The organism is Methanosarcina baltica, assembly GCF_055394095.1.
Genome location: NZ_AP042463.1, coordinates 202686 through 219629, shown reverse-complemented (window position 1 = coordinate 219629; position 16944 = coordinate 202686). Strand labels below are relative to the sequence as shown.

Here is a 16944-nt window from a genome sequence, read left to right as displayed (position 1 = left end):
GTTGTTAATATATATTCTCTGTTAACACGGCCTGCACAGAATAACATGTTTTTTCATGAATACTGGCCCGAAAATCTGAAGAATAGATGGTTTAAAATATGCTGACAATTAAGGTAGAAGAGAAATGTCCTTTTCCAATTAAAGGGAAGAGGCCCTGCTTCCGGCAAACATCTACCTAATAATTATAAGACGGTGATTCAAAAGTGAAAAAAGACCTGATGGAAATTCTGGCCTGCCCGATCTGCAAAGGGGAACTGGTGCTGAACGTGGTTGAAGAAAATGAAGAAGAGGTCATATCCGGGACCCTCTATTGCTCTGCCTGCAAGGAAAGCTACCCGATAGACGAGGGGATTCCGAACCTGCTCCCCCCTGACTTCATGAAATGAGTTCAAGGAGTTTCAACCTTGCAGCAGACATTACAAAATGTGTTTATCAACCGGCAGGGAATCAATTCAATAGAATTTGAAGAGGGGCAGGTTGAACTTCCAATAGCTCCGGGAGAAGATCTCTCTTTTGAGGTCCTGATCACAAACTACGGTTCCCCCAGCCATATTCATCTTTCCGTGAGCAAGGAGCTTAAGGGTAGTGTTACCTTTTTGCGAGACAACCCCTATGTCCTGCAGGAGGAATACATCTCGGCTGTCGCTCACATTTCTCCCGGAGGCCGGGTGTTTACCGAAGGAAAGGTCTATATTACCGCAGGCTACGGGTCAAGCAAAAAGGACTTCCCCCTCTACCTCGGTAAAGCCGAAAAGAAGAAAAAGGAATTATTCTCTGAAAAAAAGCAGTCTCCGGACCCGGAAGAGCTGGAGGCTGTCAGGCCTTACGACCCTCCGGTTCAGGGCTCATACGACAAATCAGGCAGTTCCGGAACCGGGGGCTTTTCCGGACTTTCAGCTTCGTTTCTAAAAAAGTTATCTTTTGGGATTTCAGGTCAGAACTCCCGGGAAAGTTCTCAGAATACTTCCAAAAACATCCCGAACTCCCGGAAAAATCCTCCTAACACCCCCAAAAACATCCAGAATTCCTGGAAGAATTCTCAGGAAATAGCTGGGGAAAAAGGGATACTTCTGACCTCAGGAGGCTTCATTGGTCTTATTTTCCTGTTTGCCCTTTACTTTTACCTGCCGCCACGTTTTCAATATACGGTAAGCTTTCCTCTGGCCCTTGCCTTTTCAATCCTGTTTGTTACCTGCACGGCCTATCTTCTGATAGCAATTCTGGAAGAGGGGGACTGAGCTCCCAAAGGAGCTGGAAGATGCCGGTTCCCGAATGTAAAGCAGGTACGTGAGGCTGGTCATAAATAGATCAATCTGTATTTATTTTCTACCGGCCGGGGTATTATTTTTTTATAGTATCATGTAGTTGGTATTGCGTTCTTACGTTAAAAAAATAGAGAACTTAACTTCCAGAGATTCAGTGATATTAATCTGGAGATTCAGTTACATTAATCCGGAAATTCAGTAATATTAATATCCTTACTATCACTCATTACGCGCCAGATATTAAAAAACCCTATTTATTTGAAAATCGCTATTCATCCGAAAATCGCTATTTACAAAAAGACAATTGAGGAAGCTGACCCATGAAATATATTATAGTAACCGGGGGAGTGATGAGCGGGCTTGGGAAAGGCATCACCATCGCTTCTATTGGCAGGAACTTTAAAAACAGAGGCTATAAGGTTACGGCCATCAAGATCGACCCTTACATCAACATTGATGCAGGCACCATGAGCCCCTTCCAGCATGGGGAGGTCTTCGTGCTCAAGGACGGGGGAGAGGCAGACCTGGACCTGGGGAACTACGAGCGTTTCCTGGACACGGAACTTACCGGGGACCACAACCTGACCACGGGCAAGGTCTACCAGGCTGTAATCAACAAGGAGAGAAAAGGCGATTACCTGGGAAAGACCGTCCAGATCATCCCCCACATCACAGACGAGATTAAGAACAGGATCCGCAAGGTCTCAGCCCGGAGCGGGGCCGACATCTGTCTGGTGGAAATCGGAGGGACTGTGGGAGACATCGAGAGTATGCCCTTCCTGGAAGCTGTCCGCCAGATGCACAGGGAAGAGCTGCCTGAGAACATCGTTTTCATCCATGTGACCCTGGTTGTGGAAGACCTGCAGGGCGAGCAGAAAACAAAGCCCTCCCAGCATTCGGTAAAAGACCTGAGGACTCTTGGCCTGAGGCCGGACGTGATCGTTACCAGGTCCCACACTCCTCTGCATGAGGAGGCAAAGGAAAAGATCTCACTTTTCTGTGACGTGCCTCCGGAACTGGTCATCAGCGCCCATGACGCCAATGATATCTACGAGGTCCCCCTTGAACTTGAAAAGCAGGGCCTTACAGCCAGACTTATGAAGAGGCTACAGCTCGAGTCCGATGTCGAGGACGGGGGCTGGAGGCAGATGGTTGAAAAGATGAACGGTATGAAGAACGAGGTCAACCTGGCAATCGTCGGGAAATATACCCACCTTGAAGACTCTTACCTGAGCATCTTTGAAGCAGTCAAGCACGGGGCTATTGAATGCGGCTGTAAGGCAAACATCAAAATGGTCGAAGCCGAAGCCCTGGAAAACGACCCGGAAGAACTCGATAAGCTCTGCAAATACGATGGCATACTGATCCCCGGGGGTTTCGGAGAACGCGGAACCGAAGGCAAGATGCTCGCCATCAGGTGCGCCCGGGAAAAGAACATCCCCTTCCTTGGGGTCTGCATGGGTATGCAGCTTGCGGTAATCGAGTTTGCAAGAAACGTCGCCGGTCTGGAAGGCGCAAACTCCACCGAGTTTGACGAGGACACCCCTTACCCGGTAATCGACATCCTCCCCGAACAGGCCGGAGTTGACGACCTGGGCGGGACCATGCGTCTCGGAGACTATGAAGCCATCCTCAAGGAAGGCTCCGTTGCCGAAAAAGTCTACGGTAGCAACAATATAGTGGAGCGCCACAGGCACAGGTACGAGGTCAACCCCGAGTTCGTGGAAAAGCTTGAATCCTTCGGAATAGTCTTTTCCGGCAAGAACAAAAACCGGATGGAAATAGCCGAAATCCCGGACAAGCGCTACTTCTTCTCGTCCCAGTTCCACCCTGAGTTCAGGTCAAGACCCGGCAGGCCGTCTCCTCCTTTCAGGGCTCTTGTAGCGGCCATGTGCGAGTACAAAAAAGCAAAAGAAGAACAGTGCATAAAAAAGTAAAAATTACAGTAAAAGTAAAAAAAAGTAAAGGGCCGGTTGGCCTTTTCTCTTTCTTTTTTCGTACTTTTTTACTTCTACACTCTTTCTTTCTTACTTACTTTCTTTTTTCCATTTTTACCAATTAAGCTTTGAGCCACTCAGAAATCAGGCCCTGAAGCCTTTCTGTCGTGACCTCGGCCCCTGTTTTCGGTGCAGGCACATTATTTAAGCAGCAGTAAGTTGCTTCCTGAAGTTCTGGTGTCGTAATTTTTATTCCGGCATCGGATTCCTGGGTACTCCAGGGATTCCACTCCGATGGACTGCTTTTTTCCTTTAACGTGACTGTTTTTACGGAATCTCCTAGTTTTATCCGGTAGTCCCCTGCGGGAAGAGAGGCAGTATTGTAGCTGAAGTTGAAGTTTCCTTCCGAATTGGTCTCCTGGGCCTGTTCTGCGTTAAAAATGAGGGTTACATTATCCTTACCTCTCTCAGCCGATCCATCTATATTGATCCTATATGTCCAGGAAGGCACATGACTCTGGGAAATGGTTGCAACCCCTCCTGAACTCTCAGCACTGAGGGTAAAACATATTAATTTTTTTACCCTGACATAGAGGTCATTCACACCTTCAGCCCGTACACTAAAGCTATTGGGAGTGTCTGGAATTTTTAATTCTGCGAATTCATATTCGTATCTTTCGGCTTCTACAGGTACTATCTTTGCTAGTGAAACACAGGCTTTTACCGTACCTGGGAGGGCACATGAACCTCTGAGAACAACCGTATCTCCGACAACCGGATTTGTAGGGGAAATTGTCCAGTAATTTACCGGGCTTTCACTGTTGCCATCATTTTCCTTTAACGTGACTGTTTTTTCGGAGTCTCCAAGTTTTATCAGGTAGTCCCCAGCGGGAAGAGAGCTGGTATTGTAATTGAAAGTGAAGTTTCCTTCTGAATCGGCCTTCAAAGATTTGACCGTATTCAACTCAAGGGTGACAGTTCCCGTATAACTTTCAGCCTGCCCGTAAATTATGGTATCATATATTCCGGGAGGAACTGAGAATACGGATATGTCGGCAGCCCCGGTTGAAGCTTCCGAGCTAAAGGTGATCCATGATTCTTTTTTTACCCTGAGGTTCAGGTCCTTTACGCTTTTTGCCCTCACACCGAAAAGCTCAGTCCCTTCCGGAATCTCCAGGTCCGCAATCTCGTAATTATAGATCCCTTTATCTACCGGCACTTCCATATTCAGGGAAGTCTTTACTCTCACAGTTTTGTCAGGAGAAGTGGCACCTTCGAGTATGACCGTATCCCCTACAACCGGATCACGGGGGGAAATTGTCCAGTAATCGACCTCCTCCTCTATGATACCCCCAAAAGTGTTTCCGGCAAAGAACTCAAGGAAGGGGTAAAAGCGGAGGGTCTCGGAATCAGCAGTTCTGAACCTCAAATTACCCGTAATAAAAATTTCCGAGCCTTCCGGCAAAGGTACAGGTTCGGGGTTTTCCATTTCGAGCCCTGTTGCGGTACAGAGAGTAATTTCAAGTTTTCCGAATGAGTTTCCCTTTTCAACTTCAAGGCATTTATCCGAAAGCTGGAATACCCCTTCAACAACTATCCCGTCTTCTTTCCCTTCATCAAATCCTTCGAATCCTTCAAATCCTTCGCCAAAATGGACTGCTATTATGGGAAACTGAGCCGGTTCGGAACCCATGGCATAAATACCTTTATAGATGTAATCCCCCTCTATTTCAAGGACCTGCCTGTCTTTTACAAGCCCGTCTTTTTCGAGCTGAACGTCAAGCTGATTCTCATTGGTGTTAAGCTCCAGGATTTCAAGGGAATAACCATCCTCAAGGGGCAGGCAAAAACCGGGATACAGTATTTCATTCATTTTTTCGTCCTGGAGGACCTTAAAGAGCTTCCCTTCCGAAAGCAGGTCAGTTGCATTTTCCCCGAACATGGAATTTCCTGCAGGGCAGCCTGCAAAGTATTTTTCCCCCATTAGCCAGAGGGCCTGATAGGAACCCCACGTATCTCGACCAGAGGGAACAGTGCATACAGCCGTGGAGTACTTCAACTGGCTGGCCGGGATTTCCCTCCCACTGAGGGCTTCAACTTGCAGTTTTTCAGAGCCCCCGTCCTTTTCAAGGTCATAGAGGAAAGCCCCGAAATTTTGAGCCGCCCACTCAAAAGGCGCAGTCCCGTTACATGCCTCTCCCCTAACTTCTTTCAAGCCGGAAAGTCCTTCGTCTATCAGATAGAAACGGAAGGAATCGTTGTCTTCAGCGACTCTGAAATTCAGATTCCCTGCAAGAGGAATTGAACTTTTATTAAGTGAGATGCATTCAAAATTACTGAGATTCAGGTCATCGGGGCCGATTTCTTTGACCTCAAGGCTCCCAAAGCTATCATATAAGCCTATTGATAAAGGATTTTCATAATCAAGCAGCCAGATGCCTTCGAGCTGTGCAATGCTGTCAACTGCACCCTGGAAAAGCTGGTCCACACATACCCTGAAAACAACGATGTCATCTTCCCCATCAATATCAACATCAACTTCCCAGGTCCTTCCCTCTTCCCCATTTGAAATGTCAAGAATTTCGTCATCAATAAATTCTCCGTCCTTTGTAAACTCAAGCCAGACTTTTTCCCCGTCAACATCTACCTGTTTGGCTTCAAGGGCATAGTCCCCTCCAAGCTCAAGCATTTCCCCTGTCCTGAGCACATATCTCTTATCAGTATCAAGGACCAGCCTGGCAAGTTTCAGGGGATTATCAGAAAATGACGTGGGAAAAGAGCTTACGGGCACATACATTCCTCCGAGGAAGCCCAGGACGGGATACTGTTTACTGTCCCAGCCGTGCCTTTTGTATGCATAGTCAGCTTTCCGGACGACAGTTGTGTAAACAAGCCCATTTTCCTCGATGGTTCTCTCGTCCCTGGCTTTCCAAAGCTCTATCGCTTCGACTGAGACTTCTTCATCCAGATCATAGTAAAAACCGGAAAAATCCTCGGCATCAATTATAAGGGAGCCCCCGCTTTTATTGAGAATTTCCAGGAGGTCTGCTCCTCTGTAAACAGGACTCCTGATTTCCACGGAACTTTCCCCTAGAGGTAAAACAGCGGATTCATCGAAAGTTCCTGAATCGGAATTCTGTTCCAGGGCTTTTATGATAACAAGTTGAGTTACTGGTCCCTTGTACACATCCTCAAGATAAAAACTGAGAATTTCCCGGTTTGAACCCTCGAAAGAAAGGTTGAAATAGTAACGACTGTTGGAAGTAACAATCCTTTCGTCCAGAACGGAATCATTTTTTTTCAGACGGAAAAAAGCCTTTTTTTCCTCGCAGCCGACTCCCTGGAGGACCAGCTCATAGCTCTCGTTTAATTTTAAAGGTTTCGATGCCTCCAGTATTATTTTATCATCCAGAGCCCTGGTGTCGGAATCCGAATTCAGGGAATAATCAGGATAAAACTCAACGCAGTTGTTGACTGCACCTGAAAAGACTTTACTTACATTTACTTCCAGGACCCTACGGAGACTTCCGTCACTCAGTAAAACCCTGTTGTAGCGGTAGGGTTCACCTGCCTCGACAAAGGCCCGGTCCATCAGTACCCCGTTTTTCAAAAGCGAGAACAGGACATGTTTATTGAAGGAAATTTCATCTACCTGCAGAGCATATCCTTTTCCGAGAGCCCATGCCTCTCCTGCACGGATTAACACGCTTCGATTGAAAGCAACAGTGCCCGAATCAGAATTTATGGAATAGTCCCTGGGAAATTCCACACATGCTATAGATCTCGAATAAAAAACAGCGGATAAATGAATATTTAGGATGCTTCTTACGCCATTTCCATCCATCTCTTTTCTCAGGTACTCGTAATCTGCCCCCTCTTCGGCAATGCTCCTGCATACGGGAACACTGTCTTTTTTAAGAATTAAAAGACAGTTTGAGCAATCGAGCCCAAAGTCGCCCAGAAGGAGAGAATAAGCATTTTCAAGTTTCCATTCCTCCCCTTCTCTCAAAATTATGTTTGGATTCGTATCCACCGTGCCTTCATCAGAATACTGCCCTATATATTTGAACTGGGCAATTGAATCAATATACCCCCTGAATGTCTGGTCAAGAAGGAGGTCTATGATGACCTTTTCATTTCCAGTCTCAGACCTGTTATAATAGTAGTGATCTCCCATGAATACAATTCGTTCGTCCACAGGAATTCCGTTTCTGCTAAGGTTGATAAGGGCTTTTTCTCCCATTAAGTCAACATCTACAAGTGTCAGGTTATAGCTATCATTTAATTGCCATGTCTCCCCACCACGTATTGTGTATTTAGTGCTTAAAGAACTCTGTTCATAAAAGGAAGATTCACATGAGTATTTTTCCCCGGCTACCAGTATTTGCTCCCCGAGCAAAGTTCCGGCTTTGCTGAGTTTAACAAGGGCTTTATCCCCATTTTTGTTGAAATCGGAAACCGTGAGTTTACAACCATTTTCAAATTGTAAGGTCTGTCCTGATTGGAGGGTTTGCTTTTCAAAATTTTCATTAAGAGAGGTTTCTTCCTCAACTTCGGACTGCACCACCTGCTTAACTTTGTACAATTCATTTGCATCATTTTTAGATATTGTTTCCTCCTCGCCGGGATAGCAAAGATCGATTGAGTTTTTTAAGGGTGAAAATTCCAGATATGAACCTGCCAGATCCGGGAATTCTACATATGTGTTTTCCTCAATCAAAGGTTCAGGGCCCACAGAGGTTGCAATTACAGGTACTGTAGTCATAAGCAAGAATAACAGAACGACCCAACATAGTTTATTTACACTCATTTTTATCACCTTCAAAACCCACCAAAAACTCCTGAATATCGATGTCAGGGAGGTCAGAAAAATCAGATATACTTTATATGAAAAATTAGAGGGATTTCAGCCTTCCGGATACAAGTCTACATAAATAATTTCCAATGATCTATATCAATGCTTGTGGAAAAAATTTAAACATAATTCGGAAAAGCTACAAAAAAAAAGCTAAAGAAGAAAAAACAGCAAAGAACAAAAACAGCAAAGAACAAAAACAGCAAGGAACAAAAACAGCAAGGAACAAAAACAGCAAGGAACAAAAACAGCAAGGAACAAAAAAGGAAGAGATTGGAGGGGGAAGGGGCCTCTCATAAGGAATAAAATGAAAGACCCACTTCAATCTTCATTCTCTTTCGCAAAAGCTTCTTTCACGATCTTCACGGCGCAGAGTTCTCCGCACATGGAACAGGCCTCACTTTCGGTCTTTCGGGCGTCCCGGATTTTCCGGGCCCGGTCCCCGTCGATGGCGAGGTCGAACTGTTTTTCCCAGTCCAGATCCCTGCGGGCATAGGCCATTTCCCTGTCCTGTCCCCGGGCCTTTTCGCGCTGGCCTTCTTTTACCAGGTCTATTGTGTGAGCCGCGATTTTCGTAACCAGAAGTCCTTCCTTTATGTCTTCCTTCGTGGGAAGAGCCAGGTGTTCCGAGGGGGTCACCATGCAGAGGAAGTCCGTCCCGTACATCCCGGCAACCGCACCTCCTATGGCTCCTGTTATGTGGTCAAAGCCGGGGGCGATGTCCGTGACAAGCGGGCCGAGGAGGTAGAGGGGGGCTCCATCGCAGAGCTCTTTCATGCCCCGGACGCTCAGTTCGATCTCGTCTAAGGGGACATGGCCGGGGCCTTCCACGAAGCTCTGGATATTGGCTGCTCGACAGCGTTTTACGAGTTCGCCCAGGGTGATGAATTCCATGAACTTTGGGCGGTCCGAGGCGTCGTGCAGACAACCCGGACGCATACTGTCCCCGAGGCTGATGGTCATATCGTATTCCTTTGCGATTTCCAGGAGATAATCGAACTCGGCATAGAAGGGATTCTCTTCTCCGTTGTGGAGCATCCAGGCCAGGGTAAAGGACCCGCCCCGGCTTACCACATGCATGATGCGGTCACTCTGCCTGAGGCGTTCGATACTGTTCCAGTTCACTCCCGCGTGGATGGTTACGAAGTCCACGCCCTGCTCGGCGTGTTTCCGAACAGCGTTGAACATGTCATCCGAGGTCATTTCCACAACAGCCTTCTGGGAGGCTGCGGCCTGATAGATGGGAACCGTGCCGACCGGGATTTCGATGGCTTCAAGTATCTTTTTGCGGATGGTGTCCAGGTCCCCCCCGGTCGAGAGGTCCATGACCGCACTGGCCCCGTATTTCTGGGCAATAACCGCCTTTTCAACCTCTTCCTCGATGTTAATGTAATCCCTGGAGGTCCCTATGTTGGTGTTGATCTTGGTACTCATGTACTTCCCGATCCCGACAGGCCTGGTCTCTCGCCTGATATTTTTGGGGATGGCAACCAAGCCCTTTGCCACACAGGAACGGAGAGTATTGGGGGCGATTCCCTCAGCTTCTGCTACGGCCTGGATTACAGGAGTGATAATTCCCTTTTTTGCGTCTTCCATCAGTGTCATTGTAACTCCATAAAAGTAGGTTGATAAAGGTTATTAAATTGAGATAATGATAAGGGATGAACTTAATGATTAAGAATTAATTATTAGTTATGCTATCTCTGGCTTGCAAAGTAGAACAGTATCTAGATATATAGGTTTTTATGTTGATTCCGTCCCTCATTTCATAATTATAAATATATTAATATATAAATAACGTCCTGCTCTAAATCGGCTGGTGTATTAATGAGCAGGAATATTAGAACGTTTTTCCCAATCCGGAGTCAGCCGAATCAGGGAACTCTTTTATAAACAGTGCAGGTCTTTATCTACAATCGAAAATTTCGGGGTATTCATTATGACAACTGTCGCATTCGCAGAAAAAAACAAGGCAGCAGCCCAGATCTCGAAGATCCTGGGGGAGGGACAGGTCGAAAAGCTTTCAATCCACGGGTTGCCTGCGTACGAGTTTCGGTGGAAAGGGGACGAGTGGGTCATTATGGGGCTTTCCGGGCACATTATGAACTACGATTTTCCTGCCGAGTACAACAAATGGCGGGAAGTCAACCCCGGCGCACTCCTTGAGGTCTACCCCGAAAAACTGGTGACAAGAGAGGAATACGCAAGCGCTATAAAGGCGCTTGCAAAGCGAGCGGACCGCATTATCCTTGCCTGCGACTACGACCGGGAAGGGGAAAACATCGGTTTTGAGGCAAAGACCCTGGCCGAAGAGGTTGTGAATGTCCCGGTCTACAGAGCCCGTTTTTCCTCTCTATCTCCCTCGGAAGTCAAAAAGGCCTTTGAAAACCTGCTGGACCCTGACTATAATATGGCCATGGCCGCGGAAGCCCGGCAGATTCTGGACCTGAAGATGGGGGCTTCTTTTACCCGTTTTGTGACCCTGGCCGTTCAGGAACGGGCCCAGACGAAGGGGGTGCTTTCCATCGGGCCCTGCCAGACCCCCACCTGCGGTTTCGTTTACGAGCGGGAAAAGATTATCCGGAACTTCCAGGAAAAGGACTTCTGGAAGATTACAGCCCTCTTTGCTCCCGGAACCGCCGAAGCCGCGAATTTTGAGGGCACGCACCGGGCAGGAAACATCCGGGAAAAGGAAAAAGCCGAGGAAATCTTCAAGAAGGTGAAAGGGGCAAAGAAGGCCCTCGTTTCCAAAAAGTCGGTAAAGGCCGCAAAAACCAGCCCCTCAAACCCCTTAAACACAACCGAGTTTCTGAAGCGGGCCTCTAAATTCCTGGGGGTCAGTCCGGAGGCGGCCCTGGAAGTTGCGGAACAGCTTTACCTTGCGGGGTTTACGAGCTATCCCAGGACCGAGACGAACAAATACGAGGACGATTTTGATTTCAAAACAATTTTGAAGGGGTTTTTCGGGCAAAAGGAGTACAGACCCTTTGCCGAAAAGATCCTTGCAAAACCGATCAAACCGAAAAACGGGACCAAAGATGGGCATGACCACCCCCCGATTCATCCTATCCGGGCCGCGTCAAGGGCCGAGATAAGCTCCGCCGTAGGAATCCAGCACGCCTCTGAGGTCTACGACCTGATCGCCCGGCACTTTTTGGCAAACCTGATGCCTGATGCTATTTTTGAAAAAACCCACCTGTTACTCCTCATAAAGGAAGAGCCTTTCAACAGTGCGGGTTCGGTCCAAAAAGAAGAGGGCTGGCTTGAGGTATACCCCTTCGAAAACAAAAAGGAAAAACTCCTGCCCTATGTGGAAGAGGGGCAGGAAATTGACGTGAAGAAAATCAAGAACACGAAATCAAAGACAAGCCCCCCGAAGAAGCTTACCGAAGCCGAGCTTTTGACCCTCATGGACAAACACGGGATAGGGACCAAAGCAACTGCTCCCGCTCACATCGAGACGAACAAAAAACGCGGCTATTTCGAGACAAAGGGCAAGTCCGTTTCCATCCTTGATACGGGCTTTACCCTGATGGACGGGCTTTCCCGGTCCGTTCCCATCCTGGTCAGGCCCGATATCCGGGCAAAGGTCGAAGCCCTGGTCCAGCAGGTGGAGGACGGTAAAAAGGAGTTTGAGGCAGCCATTGAAGAGGGAACGACCCTCATCCGGGAGATGTATGCCCAGCTTGAAGCGGGTAAAAAAGAGCTTGTCTCAAGCATTGCAGGCACGATTCGGGACGAGGCCGCAATGGAAGATAAGAAAAACTACATCGGGACTTGTCCCGAATGCGGACATGTGCTCAGGATCTTCCAGACCGAAAAAGGCAGATTCGTGGGCTGCACCTGGTACCCGGACTGCACAAATTCCTATCCCCTCCCCAAAACCGGGGCCCTTTCCGTCCTGCGTTCGAAGACCTGCAAGAAAGCCGGGGTCGCGGTTTTGAAGGTGGGAAATAAGTACCACTGGGCGGTTGGGGTTGGGCCCTGTTTTGCCTGCGAGCTTGAAAAGGAATGCTACCCCCCGGAAATCGTGGGCCCCTGTCCACGCTGTGAAGGAAGCATGTTTCTGATCAACCTCAAAGACAAACGTTTCCTGGGCTGCACGAAGCGTTGCGGGTACACACATTCCGTCCCGAAGACCGGGAGGCTGACCCTTCTCGACCGGACCTGCAAGAGCTGCGGCTGGAAACTGTTCAGAGTGAAGGAGCAGGAAATGGACGCTGTGGAGTCCTGTGTGAACCGGCGCTGTGAAGAGGGGAGAAAGTTCTGGAAGGAGTACAGGATGAACCTGAAAAAATGATCTGGTCGGGTTTCCGGTGGTTTCGTTGACCTGCCGGATTTTCTGTCAGGACTCTTTTTAACCACGGAAAAACACAGAAGAACACGGAAAATGAATGCAGGAAGACGATATTTAAGGTTACTCTGGTGTTGTTTAGTCCTCTTGAGGGAGCGTAGCTCCCGAAAAGGACCTCGTGCTGTTGCGATTGCATCGCAACTCCCAGGAAATCTTCGATTTCCTGTGATCCCGAAGCGAAACTCGGGAAGCGAAACTCGGGAAGGGAAAAAGCAAAGAAACCTGCTGTCTGAGATAAAGTATTTATCCCTTAGTTGAACTATAAGGTTGTAATTATTAAATTAAAACAAGTTTTATTGATTTAACTCATATATGATTCCGATTATTTGAGCTGTACTTTCAATTCAGTTTTGATCAATAAGTTACAATCAAATTCAGGTTAACTTTCATCAAAGGGTCAACTACCCGCCACTAAAGTGACGGGCATGTAATGTGCCCTGGTTGACCAGCCTGAGTCTTAATTGACTACGTTGGATCTGTCATGATACCTACAAATGATTCCTCAGTTTGTAGCTTTATCGTGTAGTATTAAAAGTCCTGAGAGGTAGGGGCGGTGTGCTACACATGACAAGCATAACCAACATTGGTGAAGGGAGACAGTTTCAAAAATTGCGTTACCTGCTACGGAAATTCTTTTCCAGAGCAGAGTGGAGAAATCCAAACGTGGAACGGAATGCCTGAAAGTATACGGTATTCCTCCCACGACTAAAGTCGCAGGCATCCTGCCTGAGGAATCGTGATAAAATGGACACAAAACGTATCTTGATTCTGGGAACATCGTCACATGCCGGAAAGAGTTCAATAGTAACCGCCCTTTGCCGACTTCTCTCTAAAAAGTACCGGGTCGCTCCTTTCAAGGCTCAGAACATGAGCCTGAATTCCTGGATTACAAAAGACGGGAAGGAAATCGGAATTGCTCAGGCAATCCAGGCAAAGGCCGCGGGGGTTGAGCCTACGGTTGAGATGAACCCCGTTCTCCTTAAACCCAAAGGAGACCGTGTTTCCCAGGTAATCGTACTTGGAGAGCCTTATGCGGACAAAAGTGCAGGGCAGTACTACGACTCCATTGAGGAGATGCACGGGATTGTTCTGAAAGCTTTCCAGAAATTAGAAGAAGAATATGAAGTCGTTGTCATGGAGGGAGCCGGGGGAGCTGCCGAGATCAACCTCTATGAGAGGGATATCGTTAATATAGGGACCGCGAGGCTTACCGGGGCCCCCATCATCATTGTCGGGGACATTGAGAGAGGAGGGGTCTTTGCAAGCCTTTACGGGACCGTTGAGCTCCTGCCCGCAGATGTCCGTAAAAATGTGAAAGGTTTTATCATCAACAAGTTCAGGGGAGATGAGAAAATCCTGGAGCCAGGGCTCAGGGAACTTGAGGAAAGGACCGGAATTCCCGTGCTCGGGGTGGTCCCTTACTTCAAAATAAATATCCCCTCCGAAGATTCGGTCTCTCTTGGGGACAAGCCCACAAGCCGGGAAGGTAAAGAAATCGAGATTGTGGTTATCAAAGTCCCCAGGATTTCGAACTTTACGGACTTCGAGCCCCTGGAAAACCTGGCCTATGTACGCTACGTGGACCTTGACGAGGAGCTTGGAAACCCGGACGTTATCATAATTCCGGGCACGAAAAACACAATCGATGACCTGAATGACCTGAAAGCCAGCGGCATGGCTGAAAAAATCGCCTCTTTCAAGCACAAAATCCCTATCTTCGGGATCTGTGGCGGGTACCAGATGCTCGGAAAAACCATCTACGATTCCGGCATAGAAGGCGGAGTGGAAGCCGAGTTTGAGGGTCTCGGGCTCCTGGACATCAGGACCAGGTTCGGGGAGTACGAAAAGAAAACGGTGCAGGTCACAAAGACCGTCAACGCCCACGGCCCGATCCTTGCCCCAATCGACGGCGAAGAGATCAAAGGCTATGAAATCCACATGGGAGAAACGGACTCGAAGCTTCCGGTCTTCGGAGACGACGGGGCCATTGACGAAGAAGGGCTCGTTATCGGGACCTACCTGCACGGGCTTTTCGAAAACGCGAATATAAGAAACGCTCTGATGAAATACCTCTATGAGAAAAAGGGCCTCGAATACGAAGCTGAAGAAAGTGTATCTGAGGACGAGGCCTATGAGGAACTGGCGGAAATTGTAAAGCAACATCTTGACATGGAAAAAATTTATCGTATAATGGACCTTTGAACGAAAAAAAAGAAGAGGTGTTGAGTGGTTTTCCGGGGAGTTATTCTGGAACGAGTATTAACCGGTTCCGGGGGACATATAATTATTTAAGAGGGGATTGGTGGGTGACTCCCTTTATCCGCTCAACACTTTTACTTTTTATTCTTCAGTATATATGCATTATGAATTATTGTTTCTGATTTAATCTTTTTTTTAAACTTTTATGATTTGATTTGATTTGCTCTGAGTATTCCGGACCTGGCTTAAACTTTACTTTCAAAGATGCATGTTTTTCCGTTATCAAGCGGCTTTGTTTGTGTGGGCCTAAGGAATGAATAATCCTACTGATGACGTTTTTATTGGGGTGGCAGGTAATTACCCAAGTTCAAGAAAGAAAATAATGATGCTTGCTTTGTACTCATCTCTTCCAGAATAATATTACACTTATTTGATTCTTTATCCTGGATAACTGCCAGCCTAATTTCGGACAAATTTTCAATTAGTCTTCTCATAGAAAGACCATATCTCTTTGTCTCCCAGGCTAAATATCTGTAGAAAAGTAAGCCAATTATAGACAGAAATACGTGAACTTTGATATTTTCATCTTTGTGGTGGTACACCGGTCCCACAGGGACAAGCAGGTGATCATTCAATAGCTTAAAATCATCCTCTATAGCGCCTTTATTGTTGTATGTTTGCACAATTTTTTTAGTGTGCCAACGGTGCTTATCTGTAAATAGTATATTTTTTCCTAATGAATTTTCGCGCTTATTTTTATTCTCTTCGTCAATCCAGAACTTTAACTGAGGTTTTTTCTTACCTTCAGGAGCATCAGTAATTTCATATTTCACCATACTTCTGTATTTTTTGATAATAATGTCTGCAACCTCTTTTTCTACACTGCTCCTGTTTCTTGCTTTTCCTCTGTTGCTTTCCAGTCTCCTCTGTAGGTCTTCCAGATTCTCAGTTATTTTTGACATATTTGACTCACAAGTTCTTTTTTGAAGTTTGTGAGTTCCTTCATTGAAAGTAATTACTGTTGTAAATTCTGTCCCGTAAAACTGATGCTTTGTCCGATAGCCATAAATTTTGTGGCCTTCTGAGCTTTCATATAAAAATTGATATTTAGATAATGGCACTTCAAGAAGATCATCTGCCTGATTTGCTTTTACAGCCCCTACAAAATTCATCTTTGAAGTTGCTTTTTCAATGTTGTCCTTTGAATTGTTTCCCTTATCAAAAACAAGAACAAGGTCTTCCGAACAAATATTCAATTCGGTTAGACGGTTTACTATTTTGTCAACCAGACCTGAAAATTCCTCTGAATCATGCACATTTCCTGGATATGTCTCGTGAATAAAAGGTAAGTTGTAATCATTAGCAGCCAGCGCTACAGATACCTGATTTTTGTCTTTACGATGCTTTTTGTTATACCCTTTATGAAGCAATTCACTTTTTTCATCATAATTGGTAGCATAAGTGAACCAGTTTGATTCATCCACAAACAGTACTGAAGGGGTTAGTCCTTTTTCGATGAGAACTCGGCACAAATCGTCTTCAATATTTTTCATTGTGTCGGAATCAATGTAATTCATATGATTCAAAAAATTCTGACAATTTAATTTATGAGGGAATTTCCACTTAAAAGATAAGGCCGATTTTTTGAACCATTCCCCAATACCGTTTTCACTTAAAACTCCATGAGATTTCCCCACTATATCAAGTAAAAGATACTCTCCGACACTTAAACCATCGATTGATTTTTTCATAGTGTGCTTGTTCACTATGTCAACGAATCCAAGCTCTTCATTCACATGAAGAAGTGCGGCAAGTTTGCCGTACTCAAAAGATTTCAGTTTCATGTAGGGCAATGATTCACTCTGTTTTTTCATTTCAAATATTTTTTCGGCATTGCCTAAATATATCTGAAATATAGTTTTCACTTTTCCATCAATTCTGCCAGTTTTAATAATATACCAGTATTTTTTACCGTTGATTATTTTCTGTTTTAAAAAAACCATGATATAAATTTAGGTTCTACGTATATAAAGATATTTCTTCAAAAAACAGATACAATAGGCTTTTTAAATGTAATTTAGAACTTAGGCCTTACAAATATTTTTTTTAACGGATCTTCCTTGCCACTGATTTTTGTGGCAAATCAAGGCAAAAATAGCTCTTCTTTGAAAGCTGAGTTAAAAATCAATAAAAATTACATCAGATGTGGGGTTTTTGAGTTTAAGCTCTCAGAAAAAACGGGCTCTCAAAGGCCAACGGAGGAGGCAGGGCTTTTAAAAAATAAATTAAAAAAGAATATTATGTAAAATCCATAACAGAGTACACGTACAGTCT

10 protein-coding genes are annotated in these 16944 nt (G+C 45.9%); 7 read left to right on the top strand and 3 right to left on the bottom strand.

Annotated features, from left to right (window positions below; translation table 11 throughout):
- Nucleotides 1–203 precede the first annotated feature (203 nt).
- The 3 genes from ACZ5QV_RS01195 (at nt 204) to pyrG (ending at nt 3202) form a co-directional block, all read left to right on the top strand.
- Nucleotides 204–386, top strand: coding sequence for a methytransferase partner Trm112 (locus ACZ5QV_RS01195; protein WP_464600856.1), 183 nt, complete (start codon nt 204–206; stop codon nt 384–386).
- Nucleotides 387–404: 18 nt separating this feature from the next.
- Nucleotides 405–1238, top strand: coding sequence for a DUF7524 family protein (locus tag ACZ5QV_RS01190; protein ID WP_464600855.1), 834 nt, complete (start codon nt 405–407; stop codon nt 1236–1238).
- A gap of 347 nt (nt 1239–1585) precedes the next feature.
- Nucleotides 1586–3202 carry a glutamine hydrolyzing CTP synthase gene (pyrG, locus tag ACZ5QV_RS01185; protein ID WP_464600854.1) on the top strand — a complete coding sequence of 539 codons (1617 nt, stop codon included), beginning with the start codon at nt 1586–1588 and terminating at the stop codon, nt 3200–3202.
- Nucleotides 3203–3323: 121 nt separating this feature from the next.
- On the opposite strand, the gene ACZ5QV_RS01180 is transcribed toward pyrG, so the two are convergent.
- Nucleotides 3324–7967 carry an S-layer protein domain-containing protein gene (locus ACZ5QV_RS01180; RefSeq protein ID WP_464600853.1) on the bottom strand — a complete coding sequence of 1548 codons (4644 nt, stop codon included), beginning with the start codon at nt 7965–7967 and terminating at the stop codon, nt 3324–3326.
- Between the two features lie 179 nt (nt 7968–8146).
- Between ACZ5QV_RS01180 and ACZ5QV_RS01175 the strand changes: the two genes are divergently transcribed.
- Nucleotides 8147–8356, top strand: a complete 210-nt coding sequence (locus ACZ5QV_RS01175; RefSeq protein ID WP_464600852.1) for a hypothetical protein — start codon at nt 8147–8149, stop codon at nt 8354–8356.
- A gap of 22 nt (nt 8357–8378) precedes the next feature.
- On the opposite strand, the gene thiC is transcribed toward ACZ5QV_RS01175, so the two are convergent.
- Nucleotides 8379–9662 (bottom strand): phosphomethylpyrimidine synthase, encoded by a 1284-nt coding sequence (gene thiC / locus ACZ5QV_RS01170; protein ID WP_464600851.1) that lies wholly within the window; start codon nt 9660–9662, stop codon nt 8379–8381.
- 334 nt (nt 9663–9996) lie between these two features.
- Between thiC and ACZ5QV_RS01165 the strand changes: the two genes are divergently transcribed.
- Both ACZ5QV_RS01165 and ACZ5QV_RS01160 read left to right on the top strand, forming a co-directional pair.
- The gene (locus tag ACZ5QV_RS01165) at nt 9997–12357 is read left to right on the top strand and encodes a DNA topoisomerase I (protein ID WP_464600850.1); all 2361 of its coding nucleotides are present in this window, start codon (nt 9997–9999) and stop codon (nt 12355–12357) included.
- A gap of 798 nt (nt 12358–13155) precedes the next feature.
- A complete protein-coding gene (locus tag ACZ5QV_RS01160) occupies nt 13156–14613 on the top strand; it encodes a cobyric acid synthase (protein ID WP_464600849.1) in 1458 nt (485 codons plus the stop codon).
- Between the two features lie 335 nt (nt 14614–14948).
- Here ACZ5QV_RS01160 and ACZ5QV_RS01155 read toward each other — a convergent pair whose 3' ends face one another.
- The gene (locus ACZ5QV_RS01155) at nt 14949–16613 is read right to left on the bottom strand and encodes an IS1634 family transposase (RefSeq protein ID WP_464599431.1); all 1665 of its coding nucleotides are present in this window, start codon (nt 16611–16613) and stop codon (nt 14949–14951) included.
- Nucleotides 16614–16745: 132 nt separating this feature from the next.
- Between ACZ5QV_RS01155 and ACZ5QV_RS01150 the strand changes: the two genes are divergently transcribed.
- Entirely contained in the window at nt 16746–16916 is a 171-nt protein-coding gene (locus ACZ5QV_RS01150) for a hypothetical protein (RefSeq protein WP_464600848.1), read from the top strand.
- Nucleotides 16917–16944: the final 28 nt, after the last annotated feature.

Bases quoted from the DNA above. Each gene is read 5' to 3' on its own strand.
- pyrG (WP_464600854.1), top strand. From the start codon at position 1,586: ATGAAATATATTATAGTAACCGGGGGAGTGATGAGCGGGCTTGGGAAA.
- ACZ5QV_RS01180 (WP_464600853.1), bottom strand. From the start codon at position 7,967: ATGACTACAGTACCTGTAATTGCAACCTCTGTGGGCCCTGAACCTTTG.
- ACZ5QV_RS01175 (WP_464600852.1), top strand. From the start codon at position 8,147: ATGATCTATATCAATGCTTGTGGAAAAAATTTAAACATAATTCGGAAA.
- thiC (WP_464600851.1), bottom strand. From the start codon at position 9,662: ATGACACTGATGGAAGACGCAAAAAAGGGAATTATCACTCCTGTAATC.
- ACZ5QV_RS01165 (WP_464600850.1), top strand. From the start codon at position 9,997: ATGACAACTGTCGCATTCGCAGAAAAAAACAAGGCAGCAGCCCAGATC.
- ACZ5QV_RS01160 (WP_464600849.1), top strand. From the start codon at position 13,156: ATGGACACAAAACGTATCTTGATTCTGGGAACATCGTCACATGCCGGA.
- ACZ5QV_RS01155 (WP_464599431.1), bottom strand. From the start codon at position 16,613: ATGGTTTTTTTAAAACAGAAAATAATCAACGGTAAAAAATACTGGTAT.